Source organism: Acinetobacter sp. YH01009 (genome assembly GCF_013420765.1).
Taxonomy (GTDB): domain Bacteria; phylum Pseudomonadota; class Gammaproteobacteria; order Pseudomonadales; family Moraxellaceae; genus Acinetobacter; species Acinetobacter amyesii.
In genome coordinates this window covers 86,932-103,716 of record NZ_VOYE01000007.1, presented here as the reverse complement: position 1 = coordinate 103,716, position 16,785 = coordinate 86,932, and the positions used below count along the sequence as shown (strand labels likewise).

The window sequence follows — 16,785 nt, the reverse complement described above, 5'->3', positions numbered from 1 at the left end:
ACTTTGAATAATTTGACGCTACTGAACGAGTTTTGTTGGTGAGGTGCATTGCACCGCAAGATGGTTTCCTTGCGAAGCACGCTTCTCATTTTACCAAATGAGAAACAACGTTTCGTAAGAGTACCTCCAGCCGAAGGCTAATCCCGTTATTTAAGCCCTAGATGTAAGACTCCGTCGAATAGGCTTAAAAATTATTTTAAAAATGCGTAATTACTTTTACGCGCGTAACATCAGTTACTAATTGACGATTGAGCACAGCCTACCTTAATCGGTGTGATGGATCTAGACGAAAAAAAGAGGCGTAGTCGCCTCTTTTTTTATGGGGTAGGAATCAGAACTTTTCTAGATGTGCCATATTCCACATACGGAAATAGAAGTTTTCTTCATCTTTATTTTCACAGCTGAGTAACTCCCCATCTTTTAACCAAAAATGTAGCTGTGCATAGTTTTTAATTTCACGGTTGTTAATACGCTGTGCTAGATGGTGTGCACGGATATCCGACGGGTGTTGTAAACCCGCAGAGGCAATAAGTTCAGATAAACCATGCAAGGTATTTTTGTGGAAATTAAAAACACGCTCTGCTTTAGTTGGGACATGAATGGCTTTTTGACGGTCTTTGTCCTGCGTTGCAACGCCAACAGGACATTGGTTGGTGTGACAGCTTTGAGCTTGAATACACCCAACTGCAAACATAAAGCCACGAGCTGAGTTGACCCAATCTGCGCCAATTGCCATGGTACTGGCAATATCAAAAGCACTAATAATTTTACCACTGGCACCGACTTTAATTTTTGAACGTAAGCCTGCACCAATCAGGGTGTTATTAACAAAGAGTAGGCCTTCACGCAGTGGCGTACCCATATTATCGATCAATTCAATCGGCGCAGCGCCAGTCCCACCTTCAGAACCATCCACTACGATAAAATCAGGTGTAATCCCTGTATGTAACATGGCTTTTACGATACTCATAAATTGCCATGGTTGCCCGATACATAGTTTAAAACCTACAGGTTTACCTTCTGACAGTTCGCGCAATTGCTGAATAAATTGCATCATTTCAATAGGGGTGCTAAAGGCAGGATGGCTAGATGGAGAGATACAGTCATGTTCACGGCTTACACCACGGATTTGAGCAATCTCTTCGGAAATTTTGTCTTTAGGTAAAATGCCACCATGGCCTGGTTTTGCACCTTGAGATAATTTGATCTCAATCATTTTGACTTGAGGGTGCTTGGCTTGTTCAGCAAAACGTACAGGGTCGAATTGACCATCAATCGTACGGCAGCCAAAGTAACCACTACCGAGTTCCCAAACAATGTCGCCACCATTTTCCAAGTGATACGGACTAATACTGCCTTCACCGGTGTCATGGTAGAAATTACCCATTTTTGCACCTAAATTTAAGGCACGAATGGCATTGGCACTTAAGCTACCAAAGCTCATCGCAGAGATGTTTAATATCGATGCGCTATACGGTTGCTTACATTGCTCATTGCCGATATTGATGCGGAAAGTTTCAGGAATGGCAGGAATACAAGGTGACAAAGAGTGATTAATAAAGCGATAATCATTTTGGTAAACATCAACAATTGAACCAAATGGTTTATCTGCATTTTGATTTTTTGCACGTTGATAGACCAAGCTGCGTTGCATACGAGAAAAGGGCAATGCATCTTGATCAGATTCAATAAAATATTGGCGAATTTCAGGTCGAAATTCTTCAAATAGAAAACGAAAGTGCCCCATGATAGGGTAATTTTTTAAGATCGAATGTTTATTTTGTATGACGTCATATAAGCCCAATAAGCTCAAAAGCCCAGTAATGACCCAGATGCTATTCAATAAGGTTTGTGGAATAAAATATTGAATATAGCGAGGGGAATAACCTAAATGAAAACTCGAAATGAGTAGGAAGATAAAAATACAAGCAAACCAAATGGAATGTCGAGAGAAAAAAGTATTTAAAAGTTTATGTCTGATAGTTTGTGCTGGACTTGGCATGTTTTAAAAAATCTTATGAGCTCAGTTTCTATTAATTTGCCGAGTTTATGTACAATGCTCAAGCGTTAATTTGTTGATTCAGTGTAGCTTTATAAAAATAGTACATAAGAATTTTTAAATTTTCATTTAAAGCCAAATCAGATAAGAAAAGCAGAAATGTTCTTTAAGAAAATTTATGAAAAGTAGCGCGGTTCTTGTTATTTCACAGTGTACAAAATGGAGGTTAAAGTGATTTTACTTTCTAAACACGAGGTGCTGAATATGACTATGAAATCTATTCGTTATAATAATGCCGACCTAGCCTGCCTATGTCAGTAATTGATTATAGCCATGAGAAATTAGCGCTACGGCATAAGGTATTCAGCAGATACTTATGCTGTAGTTCCTTTGACCTAAACGACTAAAATTACAAAAATATTCTAAGAAATTATCCAGTCCCAGCGTTGGGACTTTTTTATGTGTTGATATTTTAAGGGAAAATCTAAGCATAAATAATGTACTAGATATTCATTATGCGTTAGAAGTTGTCACCTCAAATAAAAGAATGATACGCGGTAAGGTCATCCGCAAGTGTTTGAGACAGGACTACATTTATTTAAAAATGTTTTTGCGATACTTTGAATAAGTAGACGTTAGTGAACGAGTTTTGCGGATGACAATGGTTTTGGGTACTTTTGCCGAAACAAAAGTACCTCCAGCCGAAGGCTAATTCCTTTATTTAAGCCCTAGATGTAAGACTCCGTCGAATAGACTTAAAAATCATTTTTAAAATGCGAAATTACTTTTATGTGCGTAACATTAGTTAGTATTTAAGGTAGCAGAAAACCTTAGATCAGTTTAGTCATTGCGTTGTTGTACAACGACAGCGACTTCTTCAGGTTCAATTTTCTGAATCTTTTTACCAAAACTACGTAGCCACCAAGTTAACTGAGAGGTAAATGGTACTGTTGCGCTAACTTCAACCCAGCCATCTTCGGTTTTTTGAATCACTTGATCTTTACTTAGCTGACTTTCTTCAAAATAAACTGCTTCTGATTCCGACATGGTTAATTTGAGCTGAATCATTTCAGTCGGCTTATTGAAGTCCACACGGAAGCCAAGCGCTCCAGAGTCAATATAGGCATCGATATCAAAATCGACAGGGTGTAATGCACGTGAATTTAAGACCGTAGCAGATTTAAAACGATGTAAAGCAAAGGTTTGGATGTCTGTTTTGTCATGACGTGTGCAAACCAAATAGATAATTGCACCTTTTTGGACCAAAGCCAGTGGATTTAAAATATAGGTCTTTTCTTCACTTTGTTGTCCACGACCTTGATACAGACATTCGAGTTGTTTGTCTTGCAGTAAGCCTTCATAAATTGATTGCTGTGCAGCTTTTTCAACCACAGGAGGAATCAATGGCTGAGTAGCTGGCACGATCCGCACGCGGTTAATCCACTGACGGACATTATTTTGCGACGACAGACTTCGACGTGCGAGGTCAAACCAAGGATTCATTTCTTCAATTAAGCTTGGCGGAAGCAAATGCTTTAGATGCTCCTCAACCATCATAAAGGTGACAGCTTGTGAGCTGGTCATATGAGGCAGGCTTTGAATCGGTGCATCAGAACGCCAACGCCAGCCTTGCGGCGTTGTTTTACTGCTCTCAATTGGGAAACGTAGAGAAATTTGATTTAAGTCACGCTGAATGGTGCGTAGGCTGATATCAATGCCTTCACGGTTCAGTATTTCTTGTAATTCACGCGTACCCATCCACTTACCTGTGGACAGTCGTGAAAGAATTTGCCACTGACGATAGAGGCTGTTCGACGTTTCTTTTTCTTGTGAAGACATAATCTAGTGCTTGAACTTGGACTTAAATGAATAAAATGATGCTGTGGGACACAATAAGAAATCTTCCTGCGTTAAGCAAGTCTTCATCTAAAAAAACTAAGATGATTTTAATAACGCAATTTGACACAACTTGAGCAGTTACATGCTGTTCCACTTTGCAAAAATGATGCATAAATAATCAAAGAGAAGCAGCATATGTATTGATGGCATATATATTGCTTTATCTGATTTACAAAACATGACAAAAACATGGAGTTGCTATGCTGAAAGAAAATCGTAATACAACTTCAAATGGAATTGAGGGTTATGAGGCAAAGTTGGTTAATACTTCTGTCTCTACATTAAAAACTTTACCACTTGCTCGAGGATATGCGCTGTTTAATCAATTCAATTCGGATTTTTTTAATGAAATGCGCGACAGCAAAACGGTAGCTAAAGAATCATGCCAACGGATAGAGCAGTGGTTATCACAGCATACGCTTGATGAATTGAAGCAACTAAATCAGGTTGCAAAACAACATTTTCTCTATGAAGGCATTACTTTTACAGTGTATGGCGAAGATGAGGGCATTGAACGCACCATACCTTATGATCTTATTCCGCGTGTGATTGCACGAAAGGAATGGAATAATTTATCTCTAGGCTGCGCACAGCGCGTGAAAGCACTCAATCTGTTTTTACATGATGTCTATCATCAACAAGATATTTTAAAAGCAGGAATTATTCCTGAACTGCAAGTCTTAACCCATGAAGCCTATTTGCCACAAATGTATATGCATGGGCTAAAAGGTAAAATTTATAGCCAAATCAGTGGCATTGATATCATCCGAGATCAATCAGGCGAATTTTACGTCCTTGAGGATAATCTTAGAACACCGTCTGGTGTGTCGTATATGCTAGAAAGCCGTAAGATCAGTCAAAAACTGATGCCTGAACTTTGCCAGCAAAGCAACATCATGGGGATTGAGCAGTATCCGCAGCTTTTACGTGAAATTCTTGCAGAAAATGCCTACGTCGATAACCCGTTTATCGTGGTTTTAACCCCAGGGCGTTTTAACAGTGCTTATTATGAACATGCTTTTTTGGCAAGGGAGATGGATGTACCCTTAGTGACATCGCGTGACCTTTATGTAGAAAACGATAAGGTTTATGTGAAAACCATTAAAGGCCGACAACAGGTTGATGTAATTTATCGTCGTGTGGATGATGCTTTTCTCGATCCATTATGTTTCAAACCTGACAGTACTTTGGGCGTAGCAGGGCTCATGTCAGCGTATATGCAACATAATGTGGTCATTGCAAATGCACCGGGAACAGGCGTAGCAGATGATAAATCGATTTATCCATATGTGGATAAAATGATTCATTTCTATTTAGGCGAACAAGCGATCCTGAAAAATGTGCCGACCTATCAATGTCGTGAGCAGAACGAATTGGATTATGTGCTCTCGAATATCGAAAAATTGGTGGTCAAAGAAGCGCAGGGTTCAGGTGGTTACGGCATGCTGATCGGTCCACAAGCTTCTTTACAAGAATTAAATAGCTTTAAAGATAAAGTGGCCGCAGCACCACATTTATATATTGCACAGCCGACTTTAAATTTATCTGTCAGCCCAACCCTAAGTGAGGCGGGTGTTTCGGAACGCCATATCGATTTACGCCCATTTGTACTGAGTTCACCATATCGAACTGAAATTGTACCGGGTGGCTTAACTCGTGTCGCGATGCAAGCAGGTTCATTGGTGGTGAATTCTTCGCAAGGCGGCGGGATTAAAGATACATGGGTAGTAGACGATTTACGCTCATAGCACTTCAGTGAAGGAGCAAAACATGATTTTATTAAACAGTAATGCAGAACATATTTTTTGGTTGGGGCGTTATTTAGCACGCACTCAATATTTATGCAGTATTTTTCCATTTCAAGATGTCGATACGGCATTGAACTATGCACATGCTTTTTGTTTGCCAGCATTTGATGCCGACTCAATGAATGAGTTAGTTTTAAATGCGGAGCAGCCGGCGTCATTTTCCAGCCAATTTCAATATGCGCAAAGTAATATTCAGGACTTAAGGGGTGTACTTTCAGCAAAAAGTTATGCAGAACTCAGCCGTTTAATTCGTAATGCGAGTGATAACCCAGGTTATATCTGTGACGTGGTAACAGATTGCCAAGATGTTTTAGAGTCCGAATCTGAAGATGTATTTTTATTTTTTAGTTTAGGACAAGCCATAGAGCAGCTTGATCGCCAGTTACGCATGCAGCAGGACATTCAACACACCCTAGCGAAGATTGAACATATTGTCATGGCTTTGGTTCAGTTTGGATGGGAAAGCGTGCAAGAGGCATGGTTGGCACTTAAACAGCAGCCGAATAGCCAAAACTTCTACCATTTCAGTGATCATATCCAAAATATGTTTGAGGTGGCTGTATGAGGCTCATGATCAACCATCAGACCCATTATGTTTACACTGATGTGGTAAACAGAAGCATTCAATATATCAAAATGACCCCGTCCACCAATGCACACCAACAGGTGCAAAATTGGGATGTGAGTGTGCCGGGGCAGCGTGATATGCAATTGGATACTTTTGGTAATGTGTGGTTGACCACAACGCAGCGCGAACCTTATCTGCAAATGACCATTATGGCGCAGGGCATCGTAGAGATGAATTTGAGTTCAAATGATTCAAATGCGGATGATTTAAACCCGAAATTGTTTTTACAGCCAACGCCGAGTACGCAGTACGATATTCACATGAAAAGTTTTGCCGATTGCTATGTCCCTCGTATCAATCGTGCCAATCTGATTCGTTTGGCTGAAGCGATATTGGCGCATATTCCCTATGTATCGAATCAAACATCGGTACATACTTCAGCGATTGATGCTTTTCATCATAAGCAAGGGGTATGTCAGGATCATAGCCATGTCATGATCGCAATGTGTCGCTATTTGGGTATTCCTGCACGTTATATTTCTGGGTATTTATTTGTGCCGAATAGTAGCCACCTTGCCAGTCACGCTTGGGTAGAAGTCTATATCGAAAATAAATGGTATTGTTTTGATGTCAGTAATCAGCTATTTACACCACAATCACATATTTATGTTGCGATTGGGCGGGACTACTGGGATGTAGCTCCAGTTCGAGGCGTTCGTGATAAAGGTGGTATTGAGTCTATGAGCTCAATTGTACAAGTGCTGAGTTGTTAATCATTTGAGGGATAAAAATGACCTATTGTTGTGCATTACGGTTAAAAGATGGCATGGTATTTATCAGTGATACACGGACAAATGCAGGTGTTGACCATATTTCAGTTTTTCGTAAACTTTATACCTTTGGTATTGCGGGTGAGCGATTTATTACCATCCAAACCTCTGGGAATTTAGCTACTACACAAGCGGTCATCGGGCATTTACAAAATCAGCTAGAGGTCAAACAAGAGCCGAATTTATATAGTGTAAATACGATGTTCGAAGTGGCTGAATTGGTCGGGCATACCTTAAAAAAAGTCATCTCAGATGTCACATCAGATACTTTAGAACAAAGTAATTATTACTGTAGTTTATTGGTAGGCGGTCAAATTGGCAGTGCGGATATGCAGTTATATAACATCTATCCACAAGGCAACTTTATTTGTGCAACACCTGATACCCCATATTTTCAAATTGGCGAAAGCAAATATGGCAAGCCGATACTCGACCGAACTTTGCGTTACGATATGCCACTCGATGAAGCAATGCGTTGTAGCTTAATTTCTTTTGATTCAACGATACGCTCAAATGTATCTGTAGGTATGCCTTTAGATGCTTTGGTTTATAAAAAGGACAGTTTAGAAATACCAAATGGTAAGCGCATTTATGAAGAGGACCCATATTTCACCATGATCAGTAAAGGCTGGTCAGAAGCATTGCGTCAGGGTTTGATTGAATTGGCAAAACCAACAGCTGACTATTTTCAATAACCATTTGATCAACAAATCGATCAATTTAAAAAGTGAATAAAAAAAGCGAGATAAAAAAAAGCCCAGATTTGATCTGGGCTTTTTGATTTGGCGTAATTAAGCTAATTTACGTACAGGGCGCGCGCTCATACGGCATAATAATTCATAGCCAATGGTTCCGTTCGCTTCTGCAACGTCATCAACCAGACGATCTTTGCCCCAAAGCTCAACTTCAGTGCCTATCGGTGCATGCATACCGGTGATATCAATCGCAATCATATCCATGGCAACACGGCCAATCACACGCGTTTTCTGTCCATGGATGGATACATAGTTTTGTTTAGGGAAGGCACGTGGATAACCGTCACCATAACCAATCGACACAATCGCAAGATTCATTTCTTGTTCTGCAACGAAAGTCGATCCATAACCCACAGATTCACCAGCTTGAATGGTATTTAAAGCAATCACTTCAGCGGTAAAGGTCATCACCGGTTTAAGATCTAATGCTTCTACAGAACGGTCTGAGAAAGGTGTCGCGCCATATAGCATGATGCCTGGGCGAACAAAATCAAAATTCAGTTCTGGCCATTTGAAAATCGCAGCCGAGTTACAGCACGAACCCATGATTGGCGCACAAGCTTCTTTTACGTGTAAGAATTGTTCACGTTGTTGGTCATTTAAAGGATGATTTTCTGCGTCTGCATTGGCAAAGTGCATCGCCAGTACGCAAGTAAAACCTTCCGCCTTTAAAGCATTAATGACATCAATAATTTCAGGCACTTTAAAACCTAAACGGTTCATACCGCTGTTGAGTTTGACCCAAACTTTCAGACCTTGAGCGATATAGGCCTCTTTATGCGCACGTAACCAATCTAGTTGTTGCTGATGATGCACCACACATTCAATTTTTTTATCGATGATAATTTGCATTTCATCATCTGAGAAAATGCCTTCAATCAACGTAATGGGTTGTTCATAACCCAGTTCACGAATTTCTAAGGCTTCTTCTAGGCAGGCAACACCGAAGGCATCACTGTCTTTTAAGGCTGCTAAGCAGTCTTTAACTCCATGTCCATAAGCATTGGCTTTCACCATACTTACAATTTTAGCGGTTGGGGCAAGTTGTTTGACACGGTTTAAATTATATTGAAGTGCTTGTTGATCAATATAAACTGTAGCTTGGCGCACCCTAAATACTCCTACAGGGTCGATGAATTAATGGATGATAAAAAGTCTTTACTCTTCATCATCATACTGAGCATAAAACTCAGGGGAGAGGTTACTAAATTTGGTGTATTGACCTTCAAAGGCAAGACGCACAGTACCAATTGGACCGTTACGCTGTTTACCAATAATAATTTCTGCAGTACCCGCTTCTTTAGATTCTTTGTTATAAACCTCGTCGCGGTAAATAAACATGATCAAATCGGCATCCTGCTCGATTGCACCTGATTCACGTAAGTCGGACATCACTGGGCGTTTATTAGGACGGTTTTCCAGTGATCGGTTCAACTGTGACAGTGCAATTACTGGGCAGTGCATTTCTTTAGCCAGTGCTTTTAAGCTTCGGGAAATTTCTGAGATCTCGCCAACACGGTTATCGCCCATACCGGGTACTTTCATAAGCTGCAAGTAATCGACCATGATGCAGCCAAGTTTACCGCCGTGCATTTTGGCAATTCGGCGCGCGCGGGCACGTACTTCCGTTGGAGGTAGTGCAGACGAGTCATCGATATACAAATTCTTTTCTTGGAGATGCACAATGGTACTGGTTACTTTCGACCATTCATCTGCATCCATTTTACCTGCACGTAAATGCCCTTGGTGTACACGACCGAACGAGGATATCAAACGCATTGCAATCGAGTCCGCGGGCATCTCCATAGAGTAAACTAGAGCGGGCAGGTTGTTATTAAACAGCACACTTTCAACCAAGTTCATGGCAAAAGTAGTTTTACCCATCGATGGACGGGCCGCCACAATAATCAAATCGCCTGCTTGCATACCTGAGGTTTTATTATCAAGTTCTACAAATCCAGTGGTTAAACCCGTGATACTGCCTTCAGTTTGAGAAAGTTCATTCAACTTATCAAATACACTAGCAACGACAGAGTTAATGGCTTTAGGGCCTTGAGCTTTGGCGTTGTTGTTGTGTTGCTCGGCAATAGAGAAAATATTAGTTTCTGCTAGATCTAAAATTTCACTGACCGTACGACCTTTGGTGTCATAGGCATTTTGTAAAATCTCCGAGCTGACTTTAATCATGCTGCGTAAAGTTGAAAACTCTTTAATTTTTGCAGCATAAGTTTCAAGGTTATAGAAACTAGAAGGTGAATCTGACATCAGTTGCATCAGGTATTCTTCGCCACCAGCAGCATCGAGCAAGTTTTGTTTAATTAGCCAGTCATTGACTAAGACCGCATCATAAGGTGAGCTATCTTTTGATAGTTGATCGATTGCTCGGAAAATATATTTATGACGGGTCGCATAAAAATCAGCTTCAGTCAGTACATCACCCACTTGCTCAAATGATTCTGCAACGGTCATCAGTGCAGCAAGCACAGCTTGTTCAATCGCAAGGTTATGGGGTGGGGTACGAAACTCTTTCAACGAACTTTGTTCTGTGGTTTTTGCTGTTGGCGTAGAGTTTGGCTTGCTGGCATTCGCCTGTGACATAAAAATCCCTGATGCTGAAACCATTTAATGTGATGGAAATGGGTGCTAATTACAGTTTTTTCAACTCTTCATTAAACTGAAATGATAGGCGTTTTCTACAGAAATGCGAACAAGTATTTCCGATTAATTCGTCACACATTGAATTGAATGAAGAGTTGAAAATGTAAAAAAGTGGAGCACTATTTTTTACAGATAAAAAAAGAGCATGCGTAAGCATGCTCTTTTCTTTGCAAGAAATTACTCAGCTACGATAGTAACTAGAACTTCTGCAACAACATCATGATGCAATTGGATTGCGATGTTGAATTCACCAGTGTTGCGAAGCGCACCATTTGGTAAACGAACTTCTGCGCGGTCTACAACAAGACCAGCATTAGTTAACGCGTCAGCGATGTCACGAGTACCGATAGAACCGAATAGTTTACCTTCGTCACCAGCTTTAGCAGTGATTACGATGTTAACTTCGTTCAATTGGTCAGCACGTGCTTGAGCAGCAGCTAATACTTCAGCTTCTTGTTTCTCAAGTTCAGCACGACGAGCTTCAAATGCAGCAGTGTTAGCTTCAGTAGCAGCAACTGCTTTACCTTGAGGGATAAGGAAGTTACGGCCGTAACCAGCTTTAACTGAAACTTTATCGCCTAATTTACCAAGGTTTTTAATGCGTTGTAATAAGATAATATCCACAGCTCAACCTCACTTATGATTGTCAGTGTAAGGGATCAAAGACAAGTAGCGAGCTTGTTTGATAGCAAGCGCTAATTGACGTTGGTAACGAGCTTTAGTACCTGTAATACGGCTAGGAACAATCTTGCCGTTTTCAGTGATGTACTGTTTTAAAGTGTCGATATCTTTGTAGTCGATGTACGTAACGTTCTCAGCTGTAAAGCGGCAGAACTTGCGACGACGGTAAAAACGTGCCATGTTATGTTCTCCTTATGCTTCAGCAGAGTCTTGAGCTTGTTGTGCTTCTTCACGTTGAGCTTTACGCGCACGTTTTTCTTCAGCACTCTTAGCCAATAGTGACTCTTCAGTGATAGCGTTTTCACGACGGATGATAAGGCTACGAATGATTGCATCGTTGTAACGGAACAATTCTTCTAGCTCATCAAGAGTAGTTTGACCACACTCAACATTCATAAGAATGTAGTGAGCTTTGTGGATCTTGTTGATTGGGTAAGCCAATTGACGACGACCCCAGTCTTCAAGACGGTGGATTTGACCTTCAGCTTCTTTGATGTGAGTTAGGTAACGTTCTACCATACCCACAACTTGATCGCTTTGGTCTGGATGTACCAATAGTACGATTTCGTAGTGACGCATTGTCAGCTCCTTACGGTTTAGGCAGCCCCAATCATTAATTGATTGAAGCAAGGAGTCACAACCAAAGTTGTGTCGCAATAATTGCGAAGCGTGAATTTTAGAGCGTTTAGGTTTGAAATACAAGGCATGGATTTAAAATGCTTGAATTATTTATGGTTTAAGGCCGATTAGCGGTACGTAATAAAAACACCACATAACCTTTAAAATAAGGATCATTAATTAAATGTTGAGGTGCGTGCCAACGGCCATGTTGTACGAGGCCTATTTTATAGGGTAGTTTCAATTTTGAGACTTTATTCAGATAACTCGTGTAATTCTCGATCGTGGCACTACCACGATAAGTTTGAATGGCGATCTCATCAATATTGCGGCGCAATATACTGAGCGTTTGCTGATCTTGAACATTGGTCCAATCCATTAAACCAGTAATGCTTAAACGATATTTTTGAGGTAGTTGCTTTCGTATATTTTCAAGGAATAAGGCATATTGATGAATGTTTTTAGTTTTGGCGTCAAAATCGATTTGTAAGCCTTGGATCTGATTGCCGTTATTTTCCCAATGTTTAAGCCGCTGCAAAATTTGCTGAATATTGTTATTTGACCATTGTAAATGATGGCTACGGATTACAATCCAAATTTTCTGCTGTGGTTTATGGAGGACTTGAATACCTTGTGGGATAAACTCGGATTGCTTTAAAGGTTTATTCCAATTCATTTCACCTTGTAAAATATAAAGCTCTGAGGCTTGCTGTAAGTAGGGGCTACTAGAAATATTGCCCCAAATCCAAAAACTTGAATAATGTGCTGCATCAACACATTGCTGTAATTCGGTTTGAGCTTGTTGTGTATTTCCAGATTGGGCCGGTGTGCAAGCTGTACACAGAGCTATACTCAAGATAAGCAAAAGTCGAAATGTTCTTGACCACTTGATCACCTGCAAAATCATCATCAATTACCAATAATATTTTAGAGATTTAGCCCAGCTGGTTTCAGGATAGTCGCGTTTGATTTGATCAAACCATTGTTTTCGAACCGACTTATTTACATCTTTGTCTTGGCATTCATTATTGCCACTTGGCGCATAACATTGAATGGCACGGTACAGCGCATAAGCCGTTAATTCAGATTTTGTCCCTGTTTTAATAATGTTTTTATATACATCGCCACGGGCAAAATAAGTACCCTTGAAACTTTGCAGTGAATGATCAGGCAGGTAGTTGAGATTTAGTATGTTATAGGCTTGTGAACTACGCACATATTCACCTAAGCATAAATTAAGGCTCAGGTCTTTTGGGTTGACTTGCAATTGTTGGGTCAAAGTTGCCAAGTCAGGACATTTAATCGAATTGCTCACGCTTGCACCTTTCCATAAGAAATTTGCAAATGGTGGCTGATTGCGAAACTTCTCCGCAGTGTTTTGTTCAGTATTAAATTGAGCCGCGTTGCTTGGTAATTCACGGTACGCTTGGTTAAATAAATCAAAGTTTTGATAAGCCAATGACTTATTTAGTAGGGTATAAAGCGCAACATTTTTTTGATCTTGTGTGGCCACGTTATTTTTGACTACAGACATTAAACTTTGTTCATTCGCTGCATCGACTAAATATTGTTGCTGTAGATAAGCTTGCTTGATTTTGGCTGAAGAACCAATAAATTGTGCAGTATTTTGCTGTTGAGCATAGTAGCGATAGAGCATAAGTTCAGCCAATCCACGTTGTTCGGCGGTTTTGCTGATGGAAAGTAGGTTTTCCCAATATTTTTGAGTGGCCTGATTTCGCCCACTAGCTTCCAGAATACGGCCTTTAAGTAGTAACTGACTCAACTGTAGATAACTGTTGATGCTGCTCGGTACTTGTTGTGGCAGATATTTGAGTGCTTCTTGTGCTTTGTTTTGCACATTAAATAAGTGATTTGCCTGCAAATACTGAAACAGTTCTGGTGAATCTTTAAAATATTTTTTCTGTGCGTTTAACTCAGCCCATGAAATGACCACATCATCGGCCATTTCTTTTTTGCGCATATGCATAAGGTCATAAATGCTAAGAAAAAATGGATCTTTCAAATTTTTGACATTGAGTCTATTACTTTGAAAAACATGTCGATCTAATTCATAAGGTAGATTTGGCAATTCTAAATTATAGACGCTGGATGTTGGATGATTGATTTGCCAAACATATTCATTGATCAGTAAATCGTGTTTACCGCTGAGCCAAAAACCACGTCTTAATAAACCGCGTGCGCTTGCAGCATATTGACCCTGCGGATAGAGCTTAAAGTACTGAGTAATGTTATTAAAAAAAGTGGTTAATAAGTTTTGATTGAGTTTGTCATGTACTAAATCACCATATTCACCAACACCACTTTGATAGGCTTCATTTAAGGTGCTACGAATAAGCATATATTGAGAAGTTTCTTTTAACCACGCTTGATCAACATTGGTTAGTACTGAATAAATCTTAGTCGCTGTGGAAAAGTGAGTATTATAAAAAGAGATCGTTGCATTTAGATAGGATACATATTGACGTGCAGCGGCAGACCAATTTGGATTCACGCTCAGTAAAGCTAATGTGTTTTCACAATTATTAATTTTTTCACGCTCATGGATCAACATGTCTTTTTCACTGCTTGAAAGCTTAGTGTCCGTTTTGACTTGTTGAATAAACGCGTGCGCACCATTTTGCAGGCTATTGCAATGCTCGTTATAGCTTAAATCTGGTGCTTTTAGAGGTTTGCGTGCATTTGGCAATTTATTGTGGCTATTCACTAAAAGACTGGAAACTTCAAAAGGAACTTTGCTATAGCTAGTTGTCCATAAAGTGGATTTTTCTTCTTGAATATTAAATTTGGCAATGCCTAAATCGCTAAGCAACAGCAGCATATTGGTTTGATTGTCATTTGCCGGCGTGAGCGCAGGCAATTCATTGCATGCAGTATAGGCAGTGGTCTGAATTTCAGTCGAAGGTTCACAATAGACATCCATACCTGCATGACTGTGTGCACTAAAGAAAATGCCAAAAGGAATAAATGATGTGAAAAGAGCAGAGCGAAGAATTTTTTGTTGAGAAGACATAAGGCACAGTTATTTATAATTGTAGGTGCAATGATATCAAGTGGAGAAAGTTGATTGAAGATGCCTAGAAATAAAAAAGATAGAGTAAAACTCTATCTTCTTTAAAAAAATACAATTGGCTTTAGAGGGGCAGTGGAGGTAAAACTAAAAATTAAACTAATCACTGTGATCAATTTGACCGAAAACATGAAATATTGTTTTGCCCAAACTTGATCATCTTCAGCTTTGAATCCTTGAATGGTTAAATAAATCCAATACAGACTTAAGGCATTCAGGACAATCATATAAATCCAATTGGCATAACCATAAAAGTATAAGCCGTTCATGGTAATGCAGAACAAAAACACATAAACCAAAGACTCAACTTTGGTACGGTGAATTGAACGAGCTACAGGTAAAATTGGAATACCTGCATTTTTGTAATCATCAAATCGGTAAACAGCAATTCCCCAAGAATGAGGCATTTGCCAAAATGCATAACCAATAAAAATCAGTAATGCACCTAAATCAAACTGGTTTGCAACAGCCGTATACCCGATTACAGGTGGTGCTGCGCCAGAAAGACTGCCGATAATGGTTTGATGAATTGTTGTTCGTTTTGTCCATAAGCTGTAAAAACCAACGTATACGACAAAACCAATAACAGCAAAAAGAAAAGCGTAAGCATTTACCCAGAACCATAAAATGCTAAAACCAATTACACCTAAAACTAAAGCAAAAACTAAAGCAACAGGAATCGAGATTGATTTTTTAACCATCGCACGATTTTGTGTGCGTTGCATTTTTGAGTCGATGTCTTGGTCAATAACGTTATTGACAACACATCCAGAAGCGACCACAAAGAGGGTGCCTAAGAGGGTAAGAAGCAACAGAAGGAAATCTACAGAACCTTGGGCAGCTACAAAGTAGCCACCCAAAGCGGTAACAAAGTTACCAAAGAGAATTCCTGGTTTAGTCAGGAATAAATACTTTTTCAGCATGACGACCAGTTTAGATCATCATGTTGAAGTGAAGGTAGTTCATAATCCACACAGAACCTACTAAAAGGATAGCAATTGTGAGGATTGTATAAACAAATGCAATCACGTTCCAGCGTTGCTCTGAAGAAGAGTTCATATGCAGGAAGTAAACTAACTGAATAAGAACCTGAGCAACCGCAGTAATCGCGATTACGGCAACCAATAGACCGCGGCTAAAACCACCTGCCATTACCATACCGAATGGAATTACGGTAAGTAGAACAGAAAGGATAAAACCGATTGTATATTGTTTAACGTTACCGTGAGCTGCACCAGCAGAGTTATGATCGTGACTCATTAGATAACTCCCATCAAGTAAACAACGCTGAATACGCAGATCCAAACGATGTCAAGGAAGTGCCAGAACAAGCTTAGGCAAGCAAGACGACGAGTGTTTGGAAGTGTCAAACCATATTTCTTGATTTGGAACATCAACACAAGCATCCATACCAAACCAGAAGTTACGTGAATACCGTGCGTACCAACTAAAGTAAAGAACGCAGATAAGAACGCACTTGTGCTTGGGCCATGACCAGCATGAACTAAATGATTGAACTCATAAAGTTCCATGCCAATGAAGGCTGCACCAAATACCCAAGTAACTGCTAACCAAGTTAAAACTTGACCAACATTTTTCTTGTATGCTGCAAGAACAGCAAAACCAAAAGTTACAGAAGAGATAAGAAGGGCGAAAGTTTCAGTTAAAACGAAACCTAAAGATTCACCAAACAGCTCTTGTGCACTTGGCGTACCCACTGGAACGTGGCTACTTAATACAGCGAACGCGATGAAGAGTGTCCCGAAAAGAACCAAGTCACTCATCAAGTAAGTCCAGAAACCAAAGACAGTGATGTCAGTATCATCGTGATGATGATGCTCGTCATGTCCGTGGTTGTCGTGATGAAGTACTTCAGCCATT

At 39.9% G+C, this 16,785-nt stretch carries 16 protein-coding genes; 4 read left to right on the top strand and 12 right to left on the bottom strand.

The window, feature by feature from the left end:
• Positions 1 to 331: 331 nt before the first annotated feature.
• Positions 332 to 2,002, bottom strand: coding sequence for an FMN-binding glutamate synthase family protein (locus FTT76_RS09060; protein WP_180007904.1), 1,671 nt, complete (start codon positions 2,000 to 2,002; stop codon positions 332 to 334).
• A gap of 837 nt (positions 2,003 to 2,839) precedes the next feature.
• A complete protein-coding gene (locus FTT76_RS09055; RefSeq protein WP_180007905.1) occupies positions 2,840 to 3,838 on the bottom strand; it encodes a YafY family protein in 999 nt (332 codons plus the stop codon).
• A 260-nt stretch (positions 3,839 to 4,098) separates the two neighbouring features.
• On the opposite strand from FTT76_RS09055, the gene FTT76_RS09050 reads away from it, so the two are divergent.
• Genes FTT76_RS09050 through FTT76_RS09035 form a run of 4 tightly spaced genes read left to right on the top strand, consistent with a single transcriptional unit; the run spans position 4,099 to position 7,799 of the window.
• A complete protein-coding gene (locus tag FTT76_RS09050; RefSeq protein ID WP_168377744.1) occupies positions 4,099 to 5,646 on the top strand; it encodes a circularly permuted type 2 ATP-grasp protein in 1,548 nt (515 codons plus the stop codon).
• A 22-nt stretch (positions 5,647 to 5,668) separates the two neighbouring features.
• Positions 5,669 to 6,271 carry an alpha-E domain-containing protein gene (locus FTT76_RS09045; RefSeq protein ID WP_168377743.1) on the top strand — a complete coding sequence of 201 codons (603 nt, stop codon included), beginning with the start codon at positions 5,669 to 5,671 and terminating at the stop codon, positions 6,269 to 6,271.
• Complete coding sequence (locus tag FTT76_RS09040) at positions 6,268 to 7,047, top strand: transglutaminase family protein (RefSeq protein ID WP_168377742.1); 780 nt, start codon at positions 6,268 to 6,270, stop codon at positions 7,045 to 7,047. Before FTT76_RS09045 ends, FTT76_RS09040 begins: the two co-directional genes overlap by 4 nt.
• A 17-nt stretch (positions 7,048 to 7,064) precedes the next feature.
• Positions 7,065 to 7,799, top strand: a complete 735-nt coding sequence (locus tag FTT76_RS09035) for a proteasome-type protease (RefSeq protein ID WP_180007906.1) — start codon at positions 7,065 to 7,067, stop codon at positions 7,797 to 7,799.
• A gap of 96 nt (positions 7,800 to 7,895) precedes the next feature.
• Here FTT76_RS09035 and alr read toward each other — a convergent pair whose 3' ends face one another.
• The 10 genes from alr to cyoC all read right to left on the bottom strand — a co-directional run bounded on the left by alr (position 7,896) and on the right by cyoC (position 16,784).
• The gene (alr, locus tag FTT76_RS09030) at positions 7,896 to 8,969 is read right to left on the bottom strand and encodes an alanine racemase (protein WP_180007907.1); all 1,074 of its coding nucleotides are present in this window, start codon (positions 8,967 to 8,969) and stop codon (positions 7,896 to 7,898) included.
• 48 nt (positions 8,970 to 9,017) lie between these two features.
• Positions 9,018 to 10,457: a replicative DNA helicase gene (dnaB, locus tag FTT76_RS09025; protein ID WP_078188586.1), complete on the bottom strand. Its 1,440-nt coding sequence runs from the start codon at positions 10,455 to 10,457 to the stop codon at positions 9,018 to 9,020.
• A 237-nt stretch (positions 10,458 to 10,694) separates the two neighbouring features.
• A complete protein-coding gene (rplI, locus tag FTT76_RS09020) occupies positions 10,695 to 11,141 on the bottom strand; it encodes a 50S ribosomal protein L9 (protein ID WP_078188585.1) in 447 nt (148 codons plus the stop codon).
• 9 nt (positions 11,142 to 11,150) lie between these two features.
• Positions 11,151 to 11,378: a 30S ribosomal protein S18 gene (gene rpsR / locus FTT76_RS09015; protein WP_004278792.1), complete on the bottom strand. Its 228-nt coding sequence runs from the start codon at positions 11,376 to 11,378 to the stop codon at positions 11,151 to 11,153.
• A gap of 12 nt (positions 11,379 to 11,390) precedes the next feature.
• The gene (gene rpsF / locus FTT76_RS09010; RefSeq protein WP_004696436.1) at positions 11,391 to 11,777 is read right to left on the bottom strand and encodes a 30S ribosomal protein S6; all 387 of its coding nucleotides are present in this window, start codon (positions 11,775 to 11,777) and stop codon (positions 11,391 to 11,393) included.
• Between the two features lie 157 nt (positions 11,778 to 11,934).
• A complete protein-coding gene (locus tag FTT76_RS09005) occupies positions 11,935 to 12,723 on the bottom strand; it encodes a DUF3142 domain-containing protein (RefSeq protein WP_180007955.1) in 789 nt (262 codons plus the stop codon).
• Between the two features lie 6 nt (positions 12,724 to 12,729).
• Positions 12,730 to 14,847 (bottom strand): hypothetical protein, encoded by a 2,118-nt coding sequence (locus FTT76_RS09000; protein WP_180007908.1) that lies wholly within the window; start codon positions 14,845 to 14,847, stop codon positions 12,730 to 12,732.
• 101 nt (positions 14,848 to 14,948) lie between these two features.
• The gene (gene cyoE, locus FTT76_RS08995; protein WP_180007909.1) at positions 14,949 to 15,827 is read right to left on the bottom strand and encodes a heme o synthase; all 879 of its coding nucleotides are present in this window, start codon (positions 15,825 to 15,827) and stop codon (positions 14,949 to 14,951) included.
• Positions 15,828 to 15,837: 10 nt separating this feature from the next.
• Positions 15,838 to 16,164, bottom strand: a complete 327-nt coding sequence (locus FTT76_RS08990; protein WP_078188582.1) for a cytochrome o ubiquinol oxidase subunit IV — start codon at positions 16,162 to 16,164, stop codon at positions 15,838 to 15,840.
• On the bottom strand, positions 16,164 to 16,784 hold the full coding sequence (gene cyoC / locus FTT76_RS08985) for a cytochrome o ubiquinol oxidase subunit III (protein ID WP_078188581.1): 621 nt from the start codon (positions 16,782 to 16,784) through the stop codon (positions 16,164 to 16,166). Before cyoC ends, FTT76_RS08990 begins: the two co-directional genes overlap by 1 nt.
• Position 16,785: the final 1 nt, after the last annotated feature.

What these genes read in the sequence shown, in the direction of transcription:
- FTT76_RS09060 (WP_180007904.1), bottom strand. Translation starts at nt 2,002, where the DNA reads ATGCCAAGTCCAGCACAAACTATCAGACATAAACTTTTAAATACTTTT.
- FTT76_RS09045 (WP_168377743.1), top strand. Translation starts at nt 5,669, where the DNA reads ATGATTTTATTAAACAGTAATGCAGAACATATTTTTTGGTTGGGGCGT.
- FTT76_RS09000 (WP_180007908.1), bottom strand. Translation starts at nt 14,847, where the DNA reads ATGTCTTCTCAACAAAAAATTCTTCGCTCTGCTCTTTTCACATCATTT.
- cyoC (WP_078188581.1), bottom strand. Translation starts at nt 16,784, where the DNA reads ATGGCTGAAGTACTTCATCACGACAACCACGGACATGACGAGCATCAT.
- cyoE (WP_180007909.1), bottom strand. Translation starts at nt 15,827, where the DNA reads ATGCTGAAAAAGTATTTATTCCTGACTAAACCAGGAATTCTCTTTGGT.
- FTT76_RS09050 (WP_168377744.1), top strand. Translation starts at nt 4,099, where the DNA reads ATGCTGAAAGAAAATCGTAATACAACTTCAAATGGAATTGAGGGTTAT.
- FTT76_RS09055 (WP_180007905.1), bottom strand. Translation starts at nt 3,838, where the DNA reads ATGTCTTCACAAGAAAAAGAAACGTCGAACAGCCTCTATCGTCAGTGG.
- FTT76_RS09035 (WP_180007906.1), top strand. Translation starts at nt 7,065, where the DNA reads ATGACCTATTGTTGTGCATTACGGTTAAAAGATGGCATGGTATTTATC.
- FTT76_RS08990 (WP_078188582.1), bottom strand. Translation starts at nt 16,164, where the DNA reads ATGAGTCACGATCATAACTCTGCTGGTGCAGCTCACGGTAACGTTAAA.
- rpsF (WP_004696436.1), bottom strand. Translation starts at nt 11,777, where the DNA reads ATGCGTCACTACGAAATCGTACTATTGGTACATCCAGACCAAAGCGAT.
- rpsR (WP_004278792.1), bottom strand. Translation starts at nt 11,378, where the DNA reads ATGGCACGTTTTTACCGTCGTCGCAAGTTCTGCCGCTTTACAGCTGAG.
- dnaB (WP_078188586.1), bottom strand. Translation starts at nt 10,457, where the DNA reads ATGTCACAGGCGAATGCCAGCAAGCCAAACTCTACGCCAACAGCAAAA.
- FTT76_RS09040 (WP_168377742.1), top strand. Translation starts at nt 6,268, where the DNA reads ATGAGGCTCATGATCAACCATCAGACCCATTATGTTTACACTGATGTG.
- FTT76_RS09005 (WP_180007955.1), bottom strand. Translation starts at nt 12,723, where the DNA reads ATGATTTTGCAGGTGATCAAGTGGTCAAGAACATTTCGACTTTTGCTT.